This window comes from Psychroserpens mesophilus (assembly GCF_050617655.1).
GTDB classification, from domain to species: Bacteria; Bacteroidota; Bacteroidia; order Flavobacteriales; family Flavobacteriaceae; genus Psychroserpens; species Psychroserpens mesophilus_A.
In genome coordinates, this window is sequence record NZ_JBODQC010000002.1 from 219,208 (window position 1) to 241,002 (window position 21,795).

Annotated in this window: 22 protein-coding genes; 6 read left to right on the plus strand and 16 right to left on the minus strand. The window is 33.4% G+C overall.

The genetic code is table 11. The features are described 5' to 3' along the window. Positions 1-25: 25 nt before the first annotated feature. Entirely contained in the window at positions 26-1,264 is a 1,239-nt protein-coding gene (gene hutI, locus ACRHNM_RS05250; RefSeq protein WP_431134405.1) for an imidazolonepropionase, read from the plus strand. Between the two features lie 74 nt (positions 1,265-1,338). On the opposite strand, the gene ACRHNM_RS05255 is transcribed toward hutI, so the two are convergent. Continuing rightward, positions 1,339-2,220, minus strand: coding sequence for a chromosome partitioning protein ParA (locus ACRHNM_RS05255; protein ID WP_431134407.1), 882 nt, complete (start codon positions 2,218-2,220; stop codon positions 1,339-1,341). A gap of 110 nt (positions 2,221-2,330) precedes the next feature. Between ACRHNM_RS05255 and ACRHNM_RS05260 the strand changes: the two genes are divergently transcribed. Next, positions 2,331-3,353 carry a formimidoylglutamase gene (locus ACRHNM_RS05260; RefSeq protein ID WP_431134409.1) on the plus strand — a complete coding sequence of 341 codons (1,023 nt, stop codon included), beginning with the start codon at positions 2,331-2,333 and terminating at the stop codon, positions 3,351-3,353. Continuing rightward, entirely contained in the window at positions 3,340-3,810 is a 471-nt protein-coding gene (locus ACRHNM_RS05265) for a GNAT family N-acetyltransferase (protein WP_431134411.1), read from the plus strand. Before ACRHNM_RS05260 ends, ACRHNM_RS05265 begins: the two co-directional genes overlap by 14 nt. A gap of 199 nt (positions 3,811-4,009) precedes the next feature. On the opposite strand, the gene ACRHNM_RS05270 is transcribed toward ACRHNM_RS05265, so the two are convergent. The 8 genes from ACRHNM_RS05270 to ACRHNM_RS05305 form a co-directional block, all read right to left on the minus strand. Continuing rightward, positions 4,010-5,710, minus strand: coding sequence for a hypothetical protein (locus ACRHNM_RS05270; protein ID WP_431134413.1), 1,701 nt, complete (start codon positions 5,708-5,710; stop codon positions 4,010-4,012). Between the two features lie 144 nt (positions 5,711-5,854). After that, on the minus strand, positions 5,855-6,391 hold the full coding sequence (locus ACRHNM_RS05275) for a hypothetical protein (RefSeq protein ID WP_431134415.1): 537 nt from the start codon (positions 6,389-6,391) through the stop codon (positions 5,855-5,857). A 48-nt stretch (positions 6,392-6,439) separates the two neighbouring features. Then, positions 6,440-7,675: a DUF6638 family protein gene (locus ACRHNM_RS05280; RefSeq protein WP_431134417.1), complete on the minus strand. Its 1,236-nt coding sequence runs from the start codon at positions 7,673-7,675 to the stop codon at positions 6,440-6,442. After that, positions 7,663-8,253: an NUDIX domain-containing protein gene (locus ACRHNM_RS05285; RefSeq protein ID WP_431134419.1), complete on the minus strand. Its 591-nt coding sequence runs from the start codon at positions 8,251-8,253 to the stop codon at positions 7,663-7,665. Before ACRHNM_RS05285 ends, ACRHNM_RS05280 begins: the two co-directional genes overlap by 13 nt. A gap of 76 nt (positions 8,254-8,329) precedes the next feature. Further along, positions 8,330-10,291: an AAA family ATPase gene (locus tag ACRHNM_RS05290; protein WP_431134421.1), complete on the minus strand. Its 1,962-nt coding sequence runs from the start codon at positions 10,289-10,291 to the stop codon at positions 8,330-8,332. Positions 10,292-10,408: 117 nt separating this feature from the next. Continuing rightward, entirely contained in the window at positions 10,409-10,771 is a 363-nt protein-coding gene (locus ACRHNM_RS05295) for a four helix bundle protein (protein WP_431134423.1), read from the minus strand. Positions 10,772-10,905: 134 nt separating this feature from the next. Then, entirely contained in the window at positions 10,906-11,943 is a 1,038-nt protein-coding gene (locus ACRHNM_RS05300) for a hypothetical protein (protein ID WP_431134425.1), read from the minus strand. Between the two features lie 177 nt (positions 11,944-12,120). Further along, positions 12,121-13,464, minus strand: coding sequence for a microtubule-binding protein (locus tag ACRHNM_RS05305; RefSeq protein WP_431134427.1), 1,344 nt, complete (start codon positions 13,462-13,464; stop codon positions 12,121-12,123). Positions 13,465-13,638: 174 nt separating this feature from the next. On the opposite strand from ACRHNM_RS05305, the gene ACRHNM_RS05310 reads away from it, so the two are divergent. After that, the gene (locus ACRHNM_RS05310; RefSeq protein ID WP_431134429.1) at positions 13,639-14,490 is read left to right on the plus strand and encodes an MBL fold metallo-hydrolase; all 852 of its coding nucleotides are present in this window, start codon (positions 13,639-13,641) and stop codon (positions 14,488-14,490) included. A gap of 92 nt (positions 14,491-14,582) precedes the next feature. Continuing rightward, positions 14,583-14,813, plus strand: a complete 231-nt coding sequence (locus ACRHNM_RS05315; protein ID WP_431134431.1) for a hypothetical protein — start codon at positions 14,583-14,585, stop codon at positions 14,811-14,813. 199 nt (positions 14,814-15,012) lie between these two features. Here ACRHNM_RS05315 and ettA read toward each other — a convergent pair whose 3' ends face one another. The 7 genes from ettA to ACRHNM_RS05350 all read right to left on the minus strand — a co-directional run bounded on the left by ettA (position 15,013) and on the right by ACRHNM_RS05350 (position 20,024). Beyond that, positions 15,013-16,704 (minus strand): energy-dependent translational throttle protein EttA, encoded by a 1,692-nt coding sequence (ettA, locus tag ACRHNM_RS05320; protein ID WP_431134433.1) that lies wholly within the window; start codon positions 16,702-16,704, stop codon positions 15,013-15,015. Positions 16,705-16,783: 79 nt separating this feature from the next. Next, the gene (locus tag ACRHNM_RS05325) at positions 16,784-16,966 is read right to left on the minus strand and encodes a CAL67264 family membrane protein (RefSeq protein WP_040249340.1); all 183 of its coding nucleotides are present in this window, start codon (positions 16,964-16,966) and stop codon (positions 16,784-16,786) included. An 84-nt stretch (positions 16,967-17,050) separates the two neighbouring features. Then, a complete protein-coding gene (locus ACRHNM_RS05330; RefSeq protein WP_431134435.1) occupies positions 17,051-17,767 on the minus strand; it encodes a pirin family protein in 717 nt (238 codons plus the stop codon). A gap of 18 nt (positions 17,768-17,785) precedes the next feature. Continuing rightward, positions 17,786-18,658 carry a pirin family protein gene (locus ACRHNM_RS05335; protein ID WP_431134438.1) on the minus strand — a complete coding sequence of 291 codons (873 nt, stop codon included), beginning with the start codon at positions 18,656-18,658 and terminating at the stop codon, positions 17,786-17,788. Positions 18,659-18,748: 90 nt separating this feature from the next. Beyond that, the gene (locus tag ACRHNM_RS05340) at positions 18,749-19,186 is read right to left on the minus strand and encodes a MarR family winged helix-turn-helix transcriptional regulator (RefSeq protein WP_431134440.1); all 438 of its coding nucleotides are present in this window, start codon (positions 19,184-19,186) and stop codon (positions 18,749-18,751) included. Between the two features lie 18 nt (positions 19,187-19,204). After that, positions 19,205-19,492 carry a GNAT family N-acetyltransferase gene (locus ACRHNM_RS05345; RefSeq protein ID WP_431134442.1) on the minus strand — a complete coding sequence of 96 codons (288 nt, stop codon included), beginning with the start codon at positions 19,490-19,492 and terminating at the stop codon, positions 19,205-19,207. 1 nt (position 19,493) lies between these two features. Then, positions 19,494-20,024 carry an NADPH-dependent FMN reductase gene (locus ACRHNM_RS05350; RefSeq protein WP_431134444.1) on the minus strand — a complete coding sequence of 177 codons (531 nt, stop codon included), beginning with the start codon at positions 20,022-20,024 and terminating at the stop codon, positions 19,494-19,496. A gap of 139 nt (positions 20,025-20,163) precedes the next feature. Here ACRHNM_RS05350 and ACRHNM_RS05355 point away from each other — a divergent pair, with 139 nt between their 5' ends. Continuing rightward, positions 20,164-21,792, plus strand: coding sequence for an acyl-CoA carboxylase subunit beta (locus ACRHNM_RS05355; protein ID WP_431134445.1), 1,629 nt, complete (start codon positions 20,164-20,166; stop codon positions 21,790-21,792). Positions 21,793-21,795: the final 3 nt, after the last annotated feature.

Genomic DNA, 21,795 nt, shown 5'->3' on the forward strand with positions numbered 1-21,795 from the left:
TAAATTTAGACTTTATATCAATCATATGTCAATACTAATTACCAATATTAAAGAACTTGTTCAAGTAAGAGAAACCAATGTCACCATTGTTAAAGGTAAAGACATGAAGCTTTTACCAACCATTAAAAACGCTTACCTGTTTATAGATCACGATACTATAGTTGAATATGGGAAGATGGAAGATTTAGCTGGTATTGAAGCCCATGAAACTATAGATGCCACAGGCAAAACAGTCTTACCAACCTGGTGCGATTCTCATACGCACATTGTGTATGCTGGAGACAGAACACAAGAGTTTGTTGACCGAATCAATGGTCTTTCATACGAAGATATTGCTAATCGTGGTGGTGGCATTTTAAATTCAGCTGAAAAATTACAAAACACATCTGAAGAGGAACTCTACAATCAAGCAGCACATCGATTAAACAAAGTTATAAAACTTGGCACAGGAGCTATTGAAATTAAATCTGGTTACGGGCTAACAGTTGAAACAGAACTAAAAATGCTTCGTGTTATAAAGCGATTAAAAAAAGAGTTTCCTATTAAGGTTAAACCAACATTATTGGCTGCACATGCACTTCCTAAGACATTTAAGAATAATAAAGAAGGATTCATCGATGTAGTAGTTAATGAGATGATTCCTGCTGTTGCGAATGAACGTTTAGCAGACTATATTGATGTTTTTTGTGAAAAAGGTTATTTTGATCTGGAAGATACTCAGCGTGTTCTTGAAGCCGGAACGAAACACGGATTAAGACCCAAAATACATGTCAATCAATTCAATGCTTTTGGAGGTGTTGCATTAGCTGTTAAACACAAAGCCTTATCAGTAGATCATCTTGAAGAACTCAATACTGAAGATATTGATGCTCTAAAACAATCAGATACCATTCCTGTGGCTTTACCAGGTTGCTCCTACTTTTTAAGTATTCCTTACACGCCTGCAAGACAACTTATTGATGCAGGTTTACCTTTAGCCTTGGCTACAGATTATAATCCAGGTTCTACTCCAAGCGGAAATATGAATTTTGTAGTATCTGCAGCTTGTATCAAAATGAAAATGACTCCAGAAGAAGCTATAAATGCGGCTACAATTAATGGTGCTTATGCAATGGACATCTCTAATATGTATGGCAGCATTTGTAGAGGAAAAAAAGCGAATATCATTATTACAAAAGCCATACCTAGTTATCATTATTTAGCATATGCTTTTGGTGACAACCATATAGATAGTGTGCTTATTAATGGTCAGAGAATTAAATAATCTTGCTACCATACATAAAAAAATCCGAAAGTTTAATAGCTTTCGGATTTCTTCTTTCTCTACAATGGTTTAGTCTATTTCAAAGTGAATTCTGAAGTTGATACTAACTCATTTTTGTTAAATACGTTTACAACATAACGACCTTCAGTAAAATCGTCATTAGGAGCTACAAACTCACAAATATCCAAGTTTTTATTTTCATAATTAAACTTACTAATTAAACTGTAATTCAGTATCGTATCATCAAATTGAATTTGTTCATTAGCACCTAACACATTGTTTTTAGGATCTAAAATTTGCACATACAACTCCTTATCTCCTGCACCAACTAATGCGTTTTTAGCAACTGTATAACATACTCTTATCTTATCACTACGTCTAGCTCTTTCTGTGGGAATCAATTTTCCTGAACTTCTTTCAATAACTCCAAATCCTTTTAATCCTACCGTTTGCAATACAGCTGCATTTTCTACCACTTCAGATAATTGTGTGTTTTGAATTAATAAAGAATCGGTAAATACAGCACGTTCTTGCAATTGTATATTTGTACTGTCTAATGAGGTCGCTAATAAAGCATTTTCAATTTTTAATTTATCGTTTTCAGTTAATAAAACATCCATTTCTTCCTGAAGTGCCATAAATTTCTTCTTATATCTCCATAAACTGTTGACACTGTTTTGAGAAATTTTTAATGAATCCATTAAGCCTTGAATACGTTCTCTGGCTTCAACAAGATTTTCATTTGCAACTTCATTTTCGCCAATAGCAATGTCGTATTGTTTTGCCATCGAACTCAAATCTGCCATCACTTGCTCCTTTTCTCTTGTTAACGTAGCTTCATTTTCTTTTTTCTCATTATACAATTTAGAAGTGTAAAATGCAGTCCCTAAAAATAGAGCTAATAATATACCTAAAGCAATTTTTAACCCAATCCCTTTACTATTTGAATTTTCCATAATTTACTTTTACCTTTTAGTTAGTTTAAAACTTTAATTCTTTTATTTTTTTGCAAAGCTGAAAATAAAAAACTGTACTTTTATTACATCAAAATTAATAAATTTTGTTGATGGAATACTTAAAACCTTTTACAAGTTCAGAATTATCAACTCTTCTGAAAAAACGTCCTAATGAAACCAAATTTGGGGAACATATAACGTTACTTCCAGACTTTGACAATATATACGAGCAATTGTTAAAAACAGACGTTTCTTACGTTATTTTTGGAATTAAAGAAGACGTTGGTGTTTTTGCAAATTACGGAAATACTGGTACTTCTGAAGCTTGGGAAGCCGCTATTAAAGTTTTGTTAAATACACAAAGTAATGTATTCACAAAGGCTAAAAAAATTGTTGTTCTGGGATGTTTAGACTTTGAAAACTATCAAAGCAAACTAAAAAAACTTGATCAAACTAATAAAAAGGACATTCATAAAGCCAGAAAACTGGTATCAAAGATTGATAAACATGTCTCGTATTTGATTTCACAAATTGTAAGTGCTGGAAAAATCCCAATTGTAATTGGTGGTGGTCATAATAACGCTTATGGAAACATTAAAGGAACTTCTCTAGCTCTTAAAAAACCTGTAAATGCTGTTAATTTTGATGCACATCATGATTTTAGAGCTGAAGAAGGACGACACAGCGGAAATGGTTTTAGTTATGCTTTTGCTGAAGGGTTTCTTAAAAATTACTATATTTTCGGATTACATGAAAATTATATTTCTGAACAAATTTTTAGTACTATAGACAAGCTTAAACCTATACAATACTGTACATTTGAATCGATTCTGGTAAGAAAAGAGTTAAAGTTTAAATCTGAAATACAAAAAGCATTAAATCATGTTTCAAACTCTATTTTTGGATTGGAGATAGATTGTGATGCAATCTTGAATACTCCAAGTAGTGCCATATCTCCTAGTGGATTTTCTGTAAATCAAGCCAGACAATTTATACATCTTTTCGGGTCACAAAAAAATGTTGCATACCTGCATATTTGTGAGGCTGCTCCAACACCCGAAACTGAAACTCAGGTTGGAAAATTAATTACATATCTTATTACCGATTTTATCAAAGCACATGAAAGCCTTTGAAATTATTCCTTTCGACAACCAATATTCTAAAGATTTTTACGAATTAAATATAGAGTGGCTCAAAACCTATTTTTATGTAGAACCCTTTGATGAAGAAGTCCTCAGCAAACCTAAAGTCTATATTATTGATAAAGGTGGACATATTTTCTTTGTCAAACGAGATGATTTTATTATTGGAACTGTAGCACTCATGCCAACACCTAATCCTAAGGTACTTGAATTAACCAAAATGGCAGTGCAACCGAATTTACGCGGACAAAACATTGGGCAACACTTACTTCAATATTGTATTGATTTTGCGAAATCTATTCAACTAGACGCTTTAATACTCTACTCTGCTACAAAACTGGAAAATGCTATTTACATTTACAGGAAATTTGGTTTTATTGAATTAAAACTGGAACAAAACAGTCCTTATAAACGCAGTGATATTAAGATGGAACTTAAATTACAATGAGCGATTCAAAATTTTATCCAATTCTAAACAATACGCTTTGTCATGATTACATAGAGCACTTAAAGTTTCAAGTAATAATTGATTGATTATTTAAAAATTGCTATCACTAAAACAACTACTAGGAGAACAATAGCAACAATAATTTGAAATTTCATATAGGTTGAAATCGTATCCCAAAATGATTTTTTATTCATAAAAACTAGTTGTCATCTGAAGCTTTCAAAGAATCTATTTTACGCTGAAGTGCTTCAATTTCTTTTGTTTTATCATCTACTTTAGGCATAGCCATTATTGAATCAACCGCTTGCTGAATTAAAAGATCTTCATCTATCAATTCTTCTTCGTAGAAATAACCGATGCCTTCACTGGCTCTCCAGGCTTCTCCCAATTGGTCATATACTTCTTTATCCCATGTACTAGGGTGCTTTACATCAATCCAGATAACATCACGATACTCACTGTCAATTAATACCAAATCTGGAGTAGCTGCACCATCAAACTGTTCAGAATTTGTATCACTTATAGCAGAAATAGTTCCAAGAAAAAACATTCTTTTTCGTCCAGCAATATCTTTGATGTAAGGTCTGAATTCAACTGGTGTATTGGCTGTCCAATCTATTTCTTTTCTGGACTCTTTTACTTTTAAGGGCATAGCCGAAACACCTGCATAACCTTGCTTTTTAGCAGCATGATCATAATAATATAGTTTATCTGTTCCGTCTGCTGGAACAAAAACACTAAAACTTAAACTGGTACGCTCCTCTCCTACAGGTTCTAAACCAAACCAGTGGTATAAACCACTGTAAGCATCACTTTCAGAACCAGCGAAATCAAAATCAGTTACAAAAGGCTGTTGGTTTTGATCTTTAGGCATGTCAGGAATTTTAACTGCAGTTTCCATATTCCATGGTAAAGGATCACTAAAGCCTCCCAAAAATTTTAAAGATTCAGCTTGTAAACGTGATACCTTCTCTGCTAACGTGTTTTGCCTATTCAGATATGGATAGTTTTTCATCTTATCTGGAGCAATATAAGTCCCTTTCCCTATGGCTATTCTTTCAAGATAATCATTAAAATCGTGATCACCATTTTCAATTACCATCACGCCTCCAAAACTTGGGTAAGGAAAGAAAAACCCTTTCCATTTAATCAAACTCACAACTTGAACCCATTCGTCTTGATCATCTTTCATATAAAAAGTATCACTAGGTTCGTAATTGAGTAACATCCATGGATTAAAACGCTGTACAACTGCATTATAGGTGTTACGACTAAATTTTAATGATTCGCCAATTGAAAAGGTGACCGGAATTCGATTTTCAGCAGAAAAACGTGGAAATGGTGTTGTGCTTGAAACAGCAAAAACTTCTTCGGTATTATCACTAATTTGCTGAAATGTATAATTTTCTGAAGGCTGAATAGCCATCGTCCATTTATTTTCATTGTCAACACGAACCAAATGCGGAAGGGATACATCTTTGGTCTCTCCTACACTTTCGTTAGCCATTGAAAAGATATTTCGCAGTGGTTGAATTCGCTCATTTTGTGTTAATGGTAACTCGTTTATTTCAACTTTGTTTAAATCATTAAAAACGTTATAGGTTTTCATATACTCATACATTTTTAAATGCCAACCGATAAGGTATAGTAAACCGAAGAAAGCAATCATAGCCACGAGAATACCTAAACGTGTTCCTGTACTTGCCGAACTTCTGAATTTTTTAAGTCCGAAAAGCAACACCACCAAGCTCAAAATGATGATAAAAATGTACTTTCTGACAAATAATAATGCAGGTTGATAATCATCGCGAAGCACAAATAATGCTATTATCAAAATAAGGCTTACAAAAACAGTAATGCCTTTTTGCTTTTTTCCTTTATTCCAGTATGATTTGATCATTGTCTAAATTTTGTGTCTGGTCGAGCGTAGTCGATATTTTTTTTTAAATCTTTTGTTATATCTACCTCTAGACTGCATTTGAGGAGACCTATATTGTGCTATAAAATCCTGAAACAAGTTCAGGAGGATATTCAAATTTGATTATCACATCAAACCTTTATCTTTTAAGCGTTCTCTTGCTGATTTTTTATTGGGATCAGGCTTTGTTTTAATTTCTTCTTTAGCTTCTTCAACAGCTTTATTGTCTTTGTTTTTTAAGTCTTCAATAAAATCTTTTCCTTTTTCAACAACACTATCAAATTTGTCTTCTAAAGTTTCACTTTGTTCTTCAATAACTTTAGTAGATTTTAATACAAAACTGGCCAGATATGTACCTATTAAAGTTCCTGTTGCAAAAGATGCAAAACCAGAGAGTACAAAATAATTCGTAAATACTTCTACAGGAGTTAAAAACTGAATAATTAATCCTGTGATAAGCACCAGACTAAAGATAAATATAACTCTAGGAATAAAAGCTTGCTTGTATACAAAGCCCTTAGGATTGTTTGGACTCATTTGTAATTCTTTGCTATTTACCAGCTTATTAAAAAACCGATACACACCATTGCTATTAGATTCTCTCCAGTATAAGAAAATACCAAATAATATGGATGTAATAAAAACTATAATATCTATTCCCATAGTTGCTTATTTTTAGTTAGAAGCCTTTATAAAGTTAGTCTAATTTTATTAAATATTGTTACTAATCGTTTCAATTACCCAGTCTTTTAGAGATTCATCCCAAGTTTCGTAAAGCCTGTAAAACACCTGTTTATCATACCAGTATAAAAACAAAACATCTTTTGGAGCAATATTAACTAACAATTTCCAAATTAAATCCTGATGTTTGGGATGTAAACTGGAATGTGGCTCGTGCATGGCTTCAAATAAATCTGCATCAACGATATCTGAAATTTTATACTGATTACTGATTTCTAGTTTTTCAAGATAGCGTTCAACACTCATGACCTTTTTTCGAGCATCAATATCAATTTTGTTTAAATAACTTTTAAACAGTAAAGGATCGTTTAGAATATCTCTAATAGGATGCTGTGTGTCTTTTAAGTAATTGGCAAACTCAAATTTTTTAATACGTTCGTACCGTTTTGTTCTTACAATATCTTCGAGGTCGTAAGCGATAATGATGTGGTCCCGAAGCTTCTCCATAAGTTCTGGTTGAGACATATGAAAGATAAAAACGTCATGAACTGTATCCTTAATTGCTTGTTTATACCATTTTTCATCTTCAAAAACAACGATTGGAGAAATGAAATCTCTAAGCACATACACACCTCCAAATGATCTGGTATAAAAAGAGTTTACTTTAAAATCAATTGCAGGCAATTCTAAATCTCTATTTCGTAAATCCCCATAGGTTTGAGCAGATTTTAATAATTCCTGATGAATATCTTCATCAATAAAATTATGACCATGCTTGAACTTTTCTATAAGCCGCAATTGTTCATTTTGCTGATGGTACAAATTATTCATTAGATGAAAATTAATATGAATCGTATCATATTTCAACACATCTAAAGGTTCATAAAATGCATCAATTCTTTGGTCGAAATCAATACAAATTGCAGAATCTCTGGTAATATCATTAATCTTACTTCCGTAGCTTTTAAATATATGCTGCATCATATCCCTATCAAATGTGTGATTGGGCAAATACACTGGCTTGTTGTTTTGTAAAGGCGAAATAATAATACCATGCGGATTAGATTCACCATTACACAGGTAGTATTGTTCACCTTTTTCTTCAGCAATTTCCGGACTCCAACCAATGCCATCAATAGAAAATTTAGTGAGTTTCGTTTCTGTAAATCCGAGTTTTTTTAAGCACTGATTATAACGCTCAACTAACTTTCCAGAAATAGGAATGAGTTCACTTCTATATAAATTTGCTGCTTTTAATTTTTGCATTGTAATACCTTATTAATCTGTGCGTATTGCAACAACATAATTGTCTTTGCATCAATTATCTGTTTTGTTCTAATCATATCGATAGCGTCACTGAAAGACATTTCCAAGACCTCTATGTCTTCATTTTCAGAATCTAATCCACCACCTTCATTAATGTTCATATCATCAGAATATTCTGCAATAAAAAGAAATACCTTTTCAGTTAATGCACCTGGTGATGTATAAGTTTCCAAAACGCATTTTGCATCATTAAGTTTATATCCAAGTTCTTCTTGAATTTCTCTCAGAATTGCATCTTTTGCAGATTCATTTTTATCGATGGAGCCAGCACAGACTTCCACAAACATTCCTTCATTTTTATCATTATCATAAACAGGCATTCTGAATTGCTTCGTTAAAATTATTGTCGATTTTTCAACATTGTATACTAATACTGCTGCACTGTTTCCTCTATCATAACATTCTCGTTTTAATCGTTTAATCCTTCCATCTTTAAACTGATAATCAAATTCAATTCTATAAAGCGTTGCCCATGCTTTAGAGAGAATGTGATGTGTTATGTTTTTGATTTGCTTCATTTATTATTCCTGCGAAGGCAGGAATCTATTTTTTTTATGGATTCCGCATCAAGTGCGGAATGACAATCAATTAATATTAATCTTTATTACCAAATTGTTCGCGAGCTTCAGTATCTATTTTTATCTGATTCACTCTAGCGTCAACTTTGCGTTTAAAGTCGGTATCTGCAATAGTAGCCACATTGTCTAAATATCTTACCACTTCCTGGCGACGAATCTCAGAAAAATCCAAACCTTTCATATTAGAGCGCATCAATTCCTGTAACATATTAAACTTGGTATCGTAGTCCTTTTTGAAATACATGTCTGGATTTTCGAACCAATCTTCTTCCAAATCGAAATCCGTTAAACGCAAGGACACAGCACTCTGAATGTTTCTGACATCACGTGATGAGAAAAATGGAAAAATTTTCTGAATTTCTTTGTACAAATTGGCATAAAACAAATGTTGATTTGTTTTAAAATGACCTTCAACTTTATCATAAGCTTTTAGAACGCGCTCTTCGGTTGGTTTATCTGAAACGTTTAAGATTTCACCCATATTTTTAGCCAAACCTTGATCTTGAAGGTAACTGTAGTTTTCTGGTCCTTGCATATTTACGAAATCTGGCATCGTATCATCTAACTTTCTCCACCACAAATGATCCTGATCGAGGAAATCATGTTCTGTTCGTGCACCATCAATTTTAAAACGTCCCTGAACTCTTGAAATCACAGCTTTATCTAACATTTCAGGAAGATTTGTAAATAAACCTATGGAACTGTTACCATAATTCACAGCATAAGCACCTTCTGTATATCTTAAAAACACACCTATTACTTCTTTAACACCTGCGGAAACACCTTGAGCAGTTCGCTCTTGCAAATTGTTTTCGGCATCATCAATAGGTGCGAAAATTAATTTTGAAGGATCTTGCAAAGGCTTCATCCAATCCACCATCTTTTCTGCTGAACCACCTTGAAATGTTGAAATCAGTGTATCTGGCATTGGGTGAAACAAAAAAGGAATCTCTAAATTATCGCAATGTTCTTTAAGTCGTGTGGCAATGGCAGCAATCAACATACTTTTTCCAGTTCCTGGAATTCCGTAACCCATAAACACAGGCATAAAACCTCCAAGTTCCTGAAACGGATTCTTTTTAGCAGTGAAATCGTAGCTCAACATACGTTCAGTTAAACGTCTTGCAAAGTGTTTGGCATCTCTGTTTCCTACAATTTGTTCAAACTTAATTTTATTAAACTCGACACTTTTAGCTGCACCTTGAAAAACATTATCCCAACCTGAAACAGCAAACTCGGAGTTTTCAAGTTTATAGGTTCTGTCCAGTATCGTTTCGGTGTATTCCAAACTACTTTTACGCATTTGGATTTCAGCAATTAGTGCTTCAAAATATACGACTGTAAAATCGACCACATCTTTATCAGTCTTGACAATTTCTGGATGACCTAAATATTTATCGTAATAAAATAAGGCACATGAAATTCCTTTTAAAGGTGACATCAACGAGACTTCCGGAATGCCTGCAAACTTATTCTTCATGACGCTCAAATCATCTGAAGCAACTGTTTGTAAATCGTGTAAAATCTTATAAGCCGTTGAAAACAACATAAACGCTGTTGCAGTTTGCATTTTACTTTCATACTCACGCTTTCCAGAACGATCTAAAGCTGATTTATTTTCAGATAAATTAGACAATCCAGACGCATCGTAATAACTGTCTTTTATCCAGATACCTAAAGTAATACCTTCCTGAACTGCGTACAACGTTTGGTTTAGGTAAACAGGAATCGCAATCGACTCAGGAAGCAAACGTTTTTTCAACTCTAAAACGGTTTTAGAAACAGATGTTGTTGTTGCTCCTCCATTTCCATTGGCACGTGATAAATACAAAAGAATGGATTCATCTTTTGCATCCTTATCTTTATTTTTTGCACGTTGTCCTTGCTCCCATTGTACACTTTTAATATAGGAAGTCGCTTCGTCACGAAGCATGTCCAGTTCGTTTTGTTTAATAGGAAATGTTGAGTTGTGTTCCATTGTTACAGTCTTCAATTTGCAGTCTTCAGTCTTCAGTACTTACAGTTAAGGACTTACTCTGCTGTTTATAATTTTCAGTGCTTAATTTTTAGACTTAGTCTAAATGTATTCTTTTTATTATAATCCAAACTTCTGTGGGTTGTTTATCATGTAATTTATAAGTTTGCCAATTTCATGGCTTTTGTCAATTAATTCTTTATTCTTTTCTTCAGAAATATAATTACAAGCTAATGCAAAATCAAGCCATAATTGAGTTTCTGAATTTTCGCTATCAGCATCAGATATTTTACTTATAAAATGCTTTTCATATCGACGCTTTCTATATCCTTCCGCAATGTTAGAGCAAACAGATCTACTTGAACAAACCATTTGAGAGGTAAGTCCAAACATTTCAGATTTAGGAAAAGCTTTAGTCAAATGAAAAATTTCCATTGCTAAATCAAAACCTTTCTGATATGCTAATAATGTTTTAAAACTCATATTTTCAGTCTTTATCTATTAGTCTGCAGTAGCAGTCAAATAGCGCTTTTATTTTTTAATTTTTGTTTTATTAAATTGCCTCTTCATTTTTATTATTGAAAAACATTTCACACAAACTAACCACTGTCAACTGACTACTTAACACTGCTTACTTCAATTGGAGGTTTTGCCAACAGATTCATGATTTCTGGTGTTTTATTGTACAGTAATTGTATAATTCGATGTGGTGCAAATACATAATTTTGTTTGACGACATCACTCCATTTTTGTAATATTTGCTTACTAAAATAGCCACCTTCTTTAAATTCACTTCCAGAAAACACTTCGTGTATTTTAAATGATAAGGCATATGACTCTAATGGGATCTCTTTATTAGCTATACTTTTTAAAATGGTATGTGTGATGTCATTTTCATCTTTAGCAAACACATTATGAAATGGCCCTAAATCGATACGTTTGATATGTTTAGGTTTTACCTCTGGTAGTTTTCTATCAATTCCGTAAGCCATAGTATCTAAATCCATATCACGATCTGCTGTGTTTTTTAAGACCTCGTAAATTTCATTTTTATAATTTTCAATATTCCGACCATCATAATCGAAGTACATAAAACAAATAAACGGACGATTATGTGATACATCATAAAAACTCCAACTCGTCATATATTGTGCTGAAGCGGTTTCTGGAGCTTCTATAATTTTCCCTTGTACAAACCGATTAAAAATATACTTCTGTTCTACAGAGGTGTAATAGACTATGGATGCTGCCTGAAACAACTTGTGTTTTCTAACAGGTTGTTTTTTTCGTAATAACTGGTCTAAAAATTCGTCTTGCAGTTCACTGACATCTTTAAGTTTTGCGATATAATTATCTCTTAAGGATAAATCGTTGAATAAATATCTAAATTCTAAATAATTTGGAAATCCTGAATCGGTTAAATCCACTTTCATGTTATCCTCTTCATCATACATGTATTTGACACGCATGGCTTCAATAGAGTACAATAATAAGTCGCAATATTGTTTAAAAAAGATGAGTTCTTTAGACGTACATAGGTTTTCCTTCTGAACACTTACAATCAGTTCTTTAAGAACGAAATCTACTTTTTTATGATAAAAGATGTATTGTTCTTTAGAATCTAATACTGCGGAATCTAATGGAGTTACAATCATATTCTAATTAGATATGAGTTTATTTAATAGTTTGCGTTAAGGATTGATGCGACATCCTTTTTGTTTATTTGAAGACCTTCTGACTGCGATAAAGGTGACACTACAAAAAGATATAGCGGAAAGCCTGACCTACTTTTGTCATTAAAAGCAAAAGTAGGTAACGCCATCATCATTAATTTAGCTTAACAAATCATCTGTTCCACCTTCTGGCTTTGGAGTTCCTTCAGATTTGCCATCATCTCCTGAAGGTGCATTAGGATTTGCTTTATAGTAATCTTCGAAAATCTCTTTCATATCGATACCATAACGCTCAGCAAAATTCTTTTGAATATCGACATCTTTAGCACGAATTTCTTGTAACGCCTCAGCATAACTACTGTATACTCCTTGCATTACTTTTTCGTGAACAGGAATATTATCCATCATTTCCTGACGTGCTTTAGCACTTGCAGTATGCATAGACGCTAAGGTTTCGCCAATGTGTTCATCCGTTTTTACACCTAAATGCTCTAAAATAGCAGCAAATTCCTGATCTGTTCTTGCTTTTAAAGCCACGACGTAACCATCATAATATTTAAGGCGCTCTTCGGTATCACTCTTTAATTTAGCACGATGTGTTTGTAAATTACTACGTAAAGACGTCAATACTTTAATCGTTAAATTATGTTTATGAACGAAACTATCTTTAGAAGCCGCTAAAGTGGTGTAGGCATTTTTAAGTCCTTCTAATTCCTCTACTTCCTGTTCCAAAGTTGTCACATTACCAATGGCTTGAGCATACTCGGCAGATTGTTTATCGACTATTTCTTCTAAAGCCTGACGAGCTTGTTTTAAAGCGGCATATTTTTCTTCAAGTTTTGCTTCTACCTCTTTCTTCTTTTCTAAAGCTTTTGTGTGATTTTTAGTAGCTTCGACAATGGCAGTTTGCAATTTATCTTCAACTTCTTTAATTTCTACTTCACGATTTTTTAATCGTGTTACAGCTGCCTGAGATTTATAACTTAGTTCGCTTAGTAAGGTTTGTACATCTGCGCTTTCAATACGGGTTTGAAACATGGCTTTCGCTTTGTTATCGGCAGCATCTCTATCCTTTTGAGCCGTTTTTAGCTCATCTTGTGCATCTTTAATTTTACTCTTTCTTCCCCAGAGATTATTCCACCAGGTATCTGGCTTAGCTTCAGCATCTTCTAATTCTACTTTAGCACGTTCTAAGCGCTTAATTGCATCATCAATAATTTTTTGTTCATCAGGATTAAGTGAAGAGAATTTCTCAAAAATAATGCCTACTTCATCTTGATAATCTGTAAGATCTTTTATGGCATCTAAAAGCGTTGTTCTGTCTTTTTCTGCCATATGAACGACATCATCAAGCGTTGCATTTAAGATTTTCTGACGACTTTCAGGATCATCTTCCTGAGCTAATTTAGACTTCATAGTGTCAATGGCTTTTCCCCAATTGACATCTACTTTCTCACTTTTCTCGTTAGTATTGGTTTCTAATAAATCAAAATCGTCAGACATGGTTTGTGTAATGTTTTAAGTTGAACAAAGTTTACAGACAAGCAATTTCGTTAAAAAATATGATTTTAAAAATTTAATGTGCTTAAATTATCAGTAGCTAATTTGAATATTTTGTTACAATTTTTCATTACTCCTAAATTTGTAATTATCTTTAAGTTCTAAAAAACAGATGAGATGAAATATTTAAAGCTTTTTATAATATTGATTTGTATATCAATAAGTTCTTGTAAAACTGACACTAAAGAAACGAAAACAACTACCATAAGTGAATCAACAGATGAAAAGGCAAACTCAGATCACAAATTTGAAGCTGATGATACAAACTTTGATGCTTCAGAGAGTGCTGTTACTATTCATCCAATCCACCATGGAACTTTAGTTTTAGAATATGACAATGTAGTGCTTTACGTAGATCCTGTGGGAGGCGCTGAAGCTTTTAAAGGTCAGAAACCACCAACTTTAATATTGGTAACAGACATTCATGGTGACCATTTAAGCATTGAAACTTTAGAAGCAATTTCGATTGCTGGCTCTAAAATAATAGCTCCAGTTGCTGTTGCTGACAAATTACCTGCTGAGTTACGAAGTAAAACCTCTGTACTTTCAAATTTTGAAAGTAAAAATTACAGCATTGGTAGTTCTAATTTAACTGTTGAAGCCATTCCGATGTATAATCTTCGAGAAGAAGCATTACAATTTCACCCTAAAAATCGTGGTAATGGTTATGTCTTGACTTTAGGAGACGAACGTATTTATATTTCTGGTGATACAGAAGACATTCCTGAAATGCGTGCCTTAAAAAATATTGATATTGCTTTTGTTTGTATGAATTTACCTTATACCATGACTGTTGAAAATGCTGCTGATGCCGTTTTAGAGTTTCAACCTAAAAAAGTTTATCCGTATCACTACAGAGGCACTGAAGGTTTTAGTGATGTAGAAAAATTTAAATCTATCGTGAATGAGGAAAATAGCGCTATTGAAGTAATACTGGATGATTGGTATGAAAAATCCGATGAAGTGTAAGTGTTAAAATGTAACTTTTTTATAATTAAATAGTTGGCGTTTCGATTTAAATTGTATATTTGAGTGACCAAATCTGATTAAACTTAAAAGATATGTTAGCTAACTTCACCAGGAATTACTCCCTTGTAAGCACGACACAACTCACTATTGTACTCATTATAACTGCTGTTATTTTTGCAATTTTTATTGGTATTGCTGTTATTAAAATGTACAAACTCAAAGCTGAGAACAAACGCTTAATGGATAAAAGCAAGTACAAATCTAAGGTAGATAAAGAATATACAGACTTTACGGATGGTCATCTTTATGATACTAATAATTAATTCTTTGTAGTATGCAAGATCTTTCTAAGATTGTCGCAATACTATCTATTGCATTTATAACATTACTATTTCTATTCATTATAAATCTTATCAAAGTCTATAAATTAAAACAAGAAAACAAAGGTCTCCAACAACAACTCAATAAAAAATAAAAAGTCAGCATAACGCTGACTCTTTTACCTTTAAAACTCACTTAATATTATCTCACTAGCTTTTTATATTTGATTCGTTTTGGCATCAAATCGCCACCTAATCGCTTTTTCTTATTTTCTTCATAATCGGAGAAACTCCCTTCAAAGAAATATACCTGACTATTACCTTCAAAAGCTAAAATGTGTGTACAAATACGATCTAAAAACCATCTGTCGTGACTAATCACAACTGCACAACCTGCAAAATTCTCTAAACCTTCTTCTAAAGCTCTTAATGTATTGACATCAAGATCGTTAGTTGGCTCATCTAAAAGTAAAACATTACCTTCCTCCTTGAGTGTCATTGCTAAATGCAATCGGTTTCGTTCACCTCCAGACAATAACTTAACCGCTTTATTTTGCTCACTTCCAGAAAAGTTAAAGCGACTTAAATAAGCTCTGGAATTCACTTGTTTTCCTCCCATCATCACTAACTCTTGTTCATCACTAAAGTTTTGCCATATTGATTTTTCTGGATTGATATTAGAGTGTGCTTGATCTACGTAAGCGATTTTAGCTGTTTCACCAACGATAAACTCTCCTTTATCAGGTGTTTCTTCTCCCATAATCATTTTGAAAATGGTTGTCTTTCCAGCTCCATTCGGACCAATAACACCAACAATACCTGCTTGAGGCAGATTAAAATTTAAATCTTCATATAATAATTTATCACCATAACCTTTGCTTACGCCTTTGGCTTCAATCACGTTGGTTCCTAAACGTGGTCCATTAGGTATGTAAATTTCAAGCTTTTCATCCAGCTGTTTTTGATCCTGACTCATTAATTTATCGTAATTCTTCAAACGTGCTTTTTGTTTCGTTTGTCGGCCTTTAGCACCTTGACGAACCCATTCTAACTCTCGTTCTAAAGTTTTTTGACGTTTGGAAGCCGTTTTGCTTTCCTGAGCCATACGTTTCGATTTTTGATCTAACCAAGACGAGTAATTTCCTTTCCATGGAATTCCTTCACCTCTATCGAGCTCTAAAATCCAGCCTGCTACATTATCTAAAAAGTATCTATCGTGAGTTACAGCGATAACCGTTCCTTTATATTGTGCTAAATGGTGCTCTAACCAATGAACAGATTCGGCATCTAAATGGTTGGTAGGCTCATCTAAAAGTAACACATCAGGTTCCTGAAGTAACAAGCGGCAAAGCGCGACTCTACGACGTTCACCACCAGATAAAACTTCGATTTTTTTATCGCCATCAGGCGTACGAAGCGCATCCATGGCTATCTCTAATTTGGTATCTAATTCCCAGGCGTTAGAGGCATCAATTTTATCTTGTAGTTCTGCCTGACGATTCATTAGTTTTTCCATTTTGTCTGGATTACTGTAAACCTCCTCTAAACCAAACTGATCATTAATGCTATTGTATTCATCAAGTATCGCTACAGTTTCAGCAGCGCCTTCACGAACAACTTCCATAACTGTTTTATCATTATCTAATTTTGGTTCCTGTTCTAAATAGCCGACTGTGTAACCAGGTGAGAACACTACATCACCTTGATAATTTTTATCAACACCTGCAATAATTTTTAACAGTGTTGATTTACCTGAACCATTAAGCCCTAAGATGCCTATTTTTGCTCCATAGAAGAAACTCAAATAAATATTTTTAAGAACTGGTGTGTTTGCAGATTGAAATGTCTTAGTAACGCCAGACATTGAAAAGATTACTTTTTTATCGTCACTCATTTTTCCAAAAGTTGTTAATTGTTAATTTGTTGGATTAGTTTTTTTGACTTAATCATGAAAGAATTTGGGTGTTTAAAATCTAAACTCTTCCTTTGAGAGCGTTAAACACCCAAGCAATAGCAAAAAAGCCAATACCTACAGCTGCAAATCCCCATCCAGCGACATCATCATATCTAAAGGCTCCTAATGCTATTAAACCTAATCCGACTATTATCATAATTGTGGTAGCCCAAGCCAACACCGTATTTTTATTCATTGCCATAATTATATTTTTAAGGGAAATACAAATATCGCATTTTTAAACTAAAAAAAGCACCCAAATTTGGATGCTTTTTTTAGTTTAAATCTAGGTCATTGGAACTTCAACGATTACCAATTCTGAATTTAGGTTTGATTTTATTTTTAAACCATCTGTTTGAAACACTCCAATAGCATCTCTTTTTTCAAGAGTAGTGTTTGCTATTTCAATTTCACCATCTATTACAAAAATATATAAGCCGTTTTGTTCAGATTTTACTTTTAAATCAATACTATTATTTGAATCTAAATGAGTTCTATAAATATAAGCTTGTTGGCTGATAGGCAAAGCACGTCCTTCTAGCTTATCTTTAGGTGCAACAACAGTTTGCAACCGGTTTTTTTTACCTTCCATTGGAAATAGACGTTGTTCATAATTTGGTTCCACATTTAATGCTTCAGGAACAATCCATAATTGTAAAAAATTAACTTCATCTGTTTTACTATCGTTAAATTCTGAATGTGTTAATCCAGTACCAGCACTCATTACCTGTACTTCTCCAACTTCAATAGCGCGTTTGTTTCCCATACTATCTTTGTGAGATAATGCACCTTTTAACGTAATTGAAATGATTTCCATGTTTTGATGCGGATGGGTTCCAAATCCCATTTTAGGCTGAACTACATCGTCATTTAAAACCCGAAGAGCACCAAAATTCATACGTTCTGCATTTTGATAACTCGCAAAACTGAACGTGTGGTATGATTTTAACCAACCATGATTAGCGAATCCTCTTGAATTTGATCTGTGAACTATTGTTTTCATAATCGTTTCTATAATATTTTAATTTGCGGGAAGAAACCCCATTTTACCCATTTGATAATCTCTCATAGCTTCTAAAAGTTCGGTTTGTGAATTCATCACATAAGGTCCGTAAGTGGCCACAGTTTCATTTAGGGGTTCACCAGAAAGTAATAACAATTTACTATCGGACTCTGCTTTAACTGAAACACCTTCACCATCCTGATTAAACTCCATCAACTGATTTTTATCAAGTTCTAAAGATTCCGTTCCATTTACAATCACTTTTCCTTTTAGTAGATACAACAATCCTTTGTGAGATTTAGAATACGGAATAAACTGTTCTCCTTCTGCTTTCGCATCTATCATAAAAGCATTTACAGCAGTTTGCGTTTTAATTTTTCCAAAAGTATTTTCCAGTTCACCAGCAATGATTCTTATGGTTACTTTCTGATCTTCGGAAGTAATACTCTTAAAATCCTCATGTTTTACATGCTGGTAATTAGCTTCTATCATTTTCTTTTCAGAAGGTAAATTCAACCACAACTGAATGCCTTCAATTGTTCCTCCTTTTTTCACGAACTCTTTAGTAGGTCGTTCAGCATGAACAATACCGCGTCCAGCTGTTGTCCATTGTACATCTCCAGCCTTGACTATACTTTCATTTCCCAGTGAATCCCGATGCAGTTGTTCACCTTGTACTAAAAATGTTACAGGCTCAAAACCTCTGTGTGGATGTGGACCCAAATCAAAAGGGTTGTTTGTTTCTGAAATGTCGTATGGACCATAATGATGCAGTAACACGAATGGATCAATCATTTCAATATGCTGTGTTGGAAAAGGTTGTCGTAAGCGAATGGAACCCATATTTACAAAGTGACTTCGTCCTGCTCTCTGTATTGTATTTAGTTTCATAATAATATTTTGTATTGATATTTTCCATGGAAAATATCTGGTTAAAAAAAACGATTGAATTCCTTATAAGTTACCGTTTTAAATGGAATCTTACCGCATTTTATCAAGCAGGTGACTTAGTTGTTCTGCTTCATCTTCATTTAAGTTTTTTAGCAGACTTTTATTAAAATCATTAGGAATGGAGTTCAAAAGCTCTAAACCTGATGCTGTTATCGCGATTTTTACAACTCTTCGATCATGATCTGATGGTAGTCTTTCTATATATTTTTTAGAACATAACTTATCCATTAAACGTGTTGCATTTGGAGAACGTTCTAACATTCGATTTTTAATAGTTTGAACATTTAAAGGTGCTTCTGCTCCTCTTAATATTCTTAAAATGTTATACTGTTGAGGAGAAATACCAAAATCTTTAAAAAATTCATTTTGACAACTTGTTATCCAATTCGCTGTATATATAATATTAAGCAGCGCTTTTACTCTGTTATTCTCAAATTTTGAATTGATATCTTTAGCTAAATCTCCCATTCTTCTGTGCTTGATATTTTAATCTTCAAATAAGACATCAGTATAGTCATCCTTTTTTTTAAAAACGGAAGACACAAACGGACAAAGAGGTAAAATTTTAATGTGATGTTCTCTTGCATATTCAACAGAAGCATCGACTAACTTATATCCAATTCCCTGACCTTTTAATGACTCATCAACTTCGGTATGATCAATAATAATTTTATCGTCATTAGCATGAGTATAAGTCATTTTAGCTACTTCCTGACCATCTACTTCATAATAAAACCGACCTTTATGTCCTGTGTTTTTGTGTTTAATATTCATTTTATAAACTATTTTGAAATTGTTTAACTTTTTCTAAAAGTTGCTGATTTAAATCTTCATTTGTAATTTTTCCATCTTGAAAATTTGCTCCAAAAGATGGTAGTGAAAACATTGCTACAATATTAGCTTCATGTCTTGGAAAACGATCATTTGCCATAGCTAAAACAGATTGTCCTCCTCTTGCTCCTGGTGATGTGGCCATTAATAACATTGGTTTACCAGAGAATAATTTTTGTTCAGCTCTAGACATCCAATCAAAAATATTCTTGAAAGCAGTTGCATAAGCTCCATTATGTTCTGCCAAAGACAGTATGATTCCGTCAGAAGATTCTATATGTTTCAAAAATGCATGTACATCATCTGGAATACCATGTTTTATTTCAAAATCAATCCCATAAATTGGCAAATCAAAATCATTTAAATCCAAAACTGTAACGTCAACCTCTTCCACTAATGTAGAAGCATACATAGCTAATTGTTTATTTATTGAGTTTTGACTATTGCTTCCTGCGAATGTTATAATGTGTTTCATTTCCTGTTTTTTATTACGCGAATATACAATAAATATTAATATATCCCTAGGAAACTAATTCCATGTTTTTTATTTTAACAAATTATTCACTTTTTAATCCGTTAAGGGTTTCGTAAATTCGTAGAAAATTAACAATACTATGGACATCAACTTCAATAAAAACGAAGATCACAATAAATTACTCCTATCTGACTTAAAAAAACGTCTAGCAAAAGTAAAGCTAGGTGGTGGTGAAAAGCGTATAGAAAAGCATCATTCTAAGGGAAAAATGACAGCAAGAGAGCGAATTAATTTTTTATTAGATGCTAAAAAGCCATCTCTAGAAATTGGTGCGTTTGCAGGCGAAGACATGTATGAAGAGCATGGTGGATGTCCTTCTGGTGGTGTTGTTGTTAAGATGGGATATATTAAAGGTAAACAATGTATCGTTGTTGCTAATGATGCCACAGTTAAAGCTGGAGCATGGTTTCCAATTACCGGAAAAAAGAATTTACGTGCTCAGGAAATTGCTATTGAAAACAGATTACCTATTATTTACTTAGTGGATTCTGCAGGTGTTTATTTACCTATGCAAGATGAGATTTTTCCTGATAAAGAACATTTCGGACGCATATTTAGAAATAATGCTGTAATGAGTAGTATGGGAATTACCCAAATTGCAGCTGTTATGGGAAGTTGTGTTGCTGGTGGAGCTTACTTACCAATAATGAGTGATGAAGCATTAATTGTGGATAAAACTGGAAGCATCTTTCTGGCTGGTAGCTATTTAGTGAAAGCTGCTATTGGAGAAACGATTGATAATGAAACATTGGGAGGAGCAACTACACACTGTGAGATTTCTGGAGTAACAGATTATAAAGCGAAAGACGATAAAGATGCTTTAGAAACGATTCAGCGATTAATGGATAAAATTGGCGATTATGATAAAGCTGGATTTAACAAGACTGCTTCAAAAAAACCAAAAGAAAATCCAGATGATATTTTCGGAATATTACCAAGGTCAAGAGCAGATCAATATGATATGAAAGACATCATTAAGCGTTTAGTTGACAACAGCGAATTTGATGAATATAAAGAAGGTTACGGACAAACAATAATCACTGCATATGCAAGAATAGAAGGTTGGGCTGTTGGTATCGTTGCCAATCAGCGAAAACTGGTCAAAACCAAAAAAGGTGAAATGCAATTTGGTGGTGTTATTTATAATGATAGTGCAGACAAAGCTACACGATTTATCGCCAATTGTAATCAGAAGAAAATTCCGTTAGTATTTTTACAGGACGTCACAGGATTTATGGTAGGTAGCAAATCTGAACATGGTGGTATCATTAAAAATGGTGCAAAAATGGTAAATGCAGTTAGTAATTCTGTTGTGCCAAAATTCACGATTGTGATTGGTAATAGTTATGGCGCAGGAAATTATGCCATGTGTGGTAAAGCATATGACCCAAGATTAATTGCAGCATGGCCAAGTGCAGAACTTGCGGTGATGAGTGGAAATTCTGCAGCTAAAGTTCTACTGCAAATTGAAAAAGCTTCACTTCTTAAGAAAGGTGAGGAAATTACTGAAGAGAAAGAAAAAGAGTTATTTGATAAAATCAAAAACAGATACGATAATCAAGTTTCTCCTTATTATGCTGCGGCACGAATCTGGACTGATGCTGTAATCAACCCGTTAGATACGAGAACATGGATTAGTATGGGAATTGAAGCTGCCAACCACGCTCCTATTGAAAAACCATTTAATATGGGCGTTTTACAGGTTTAAATT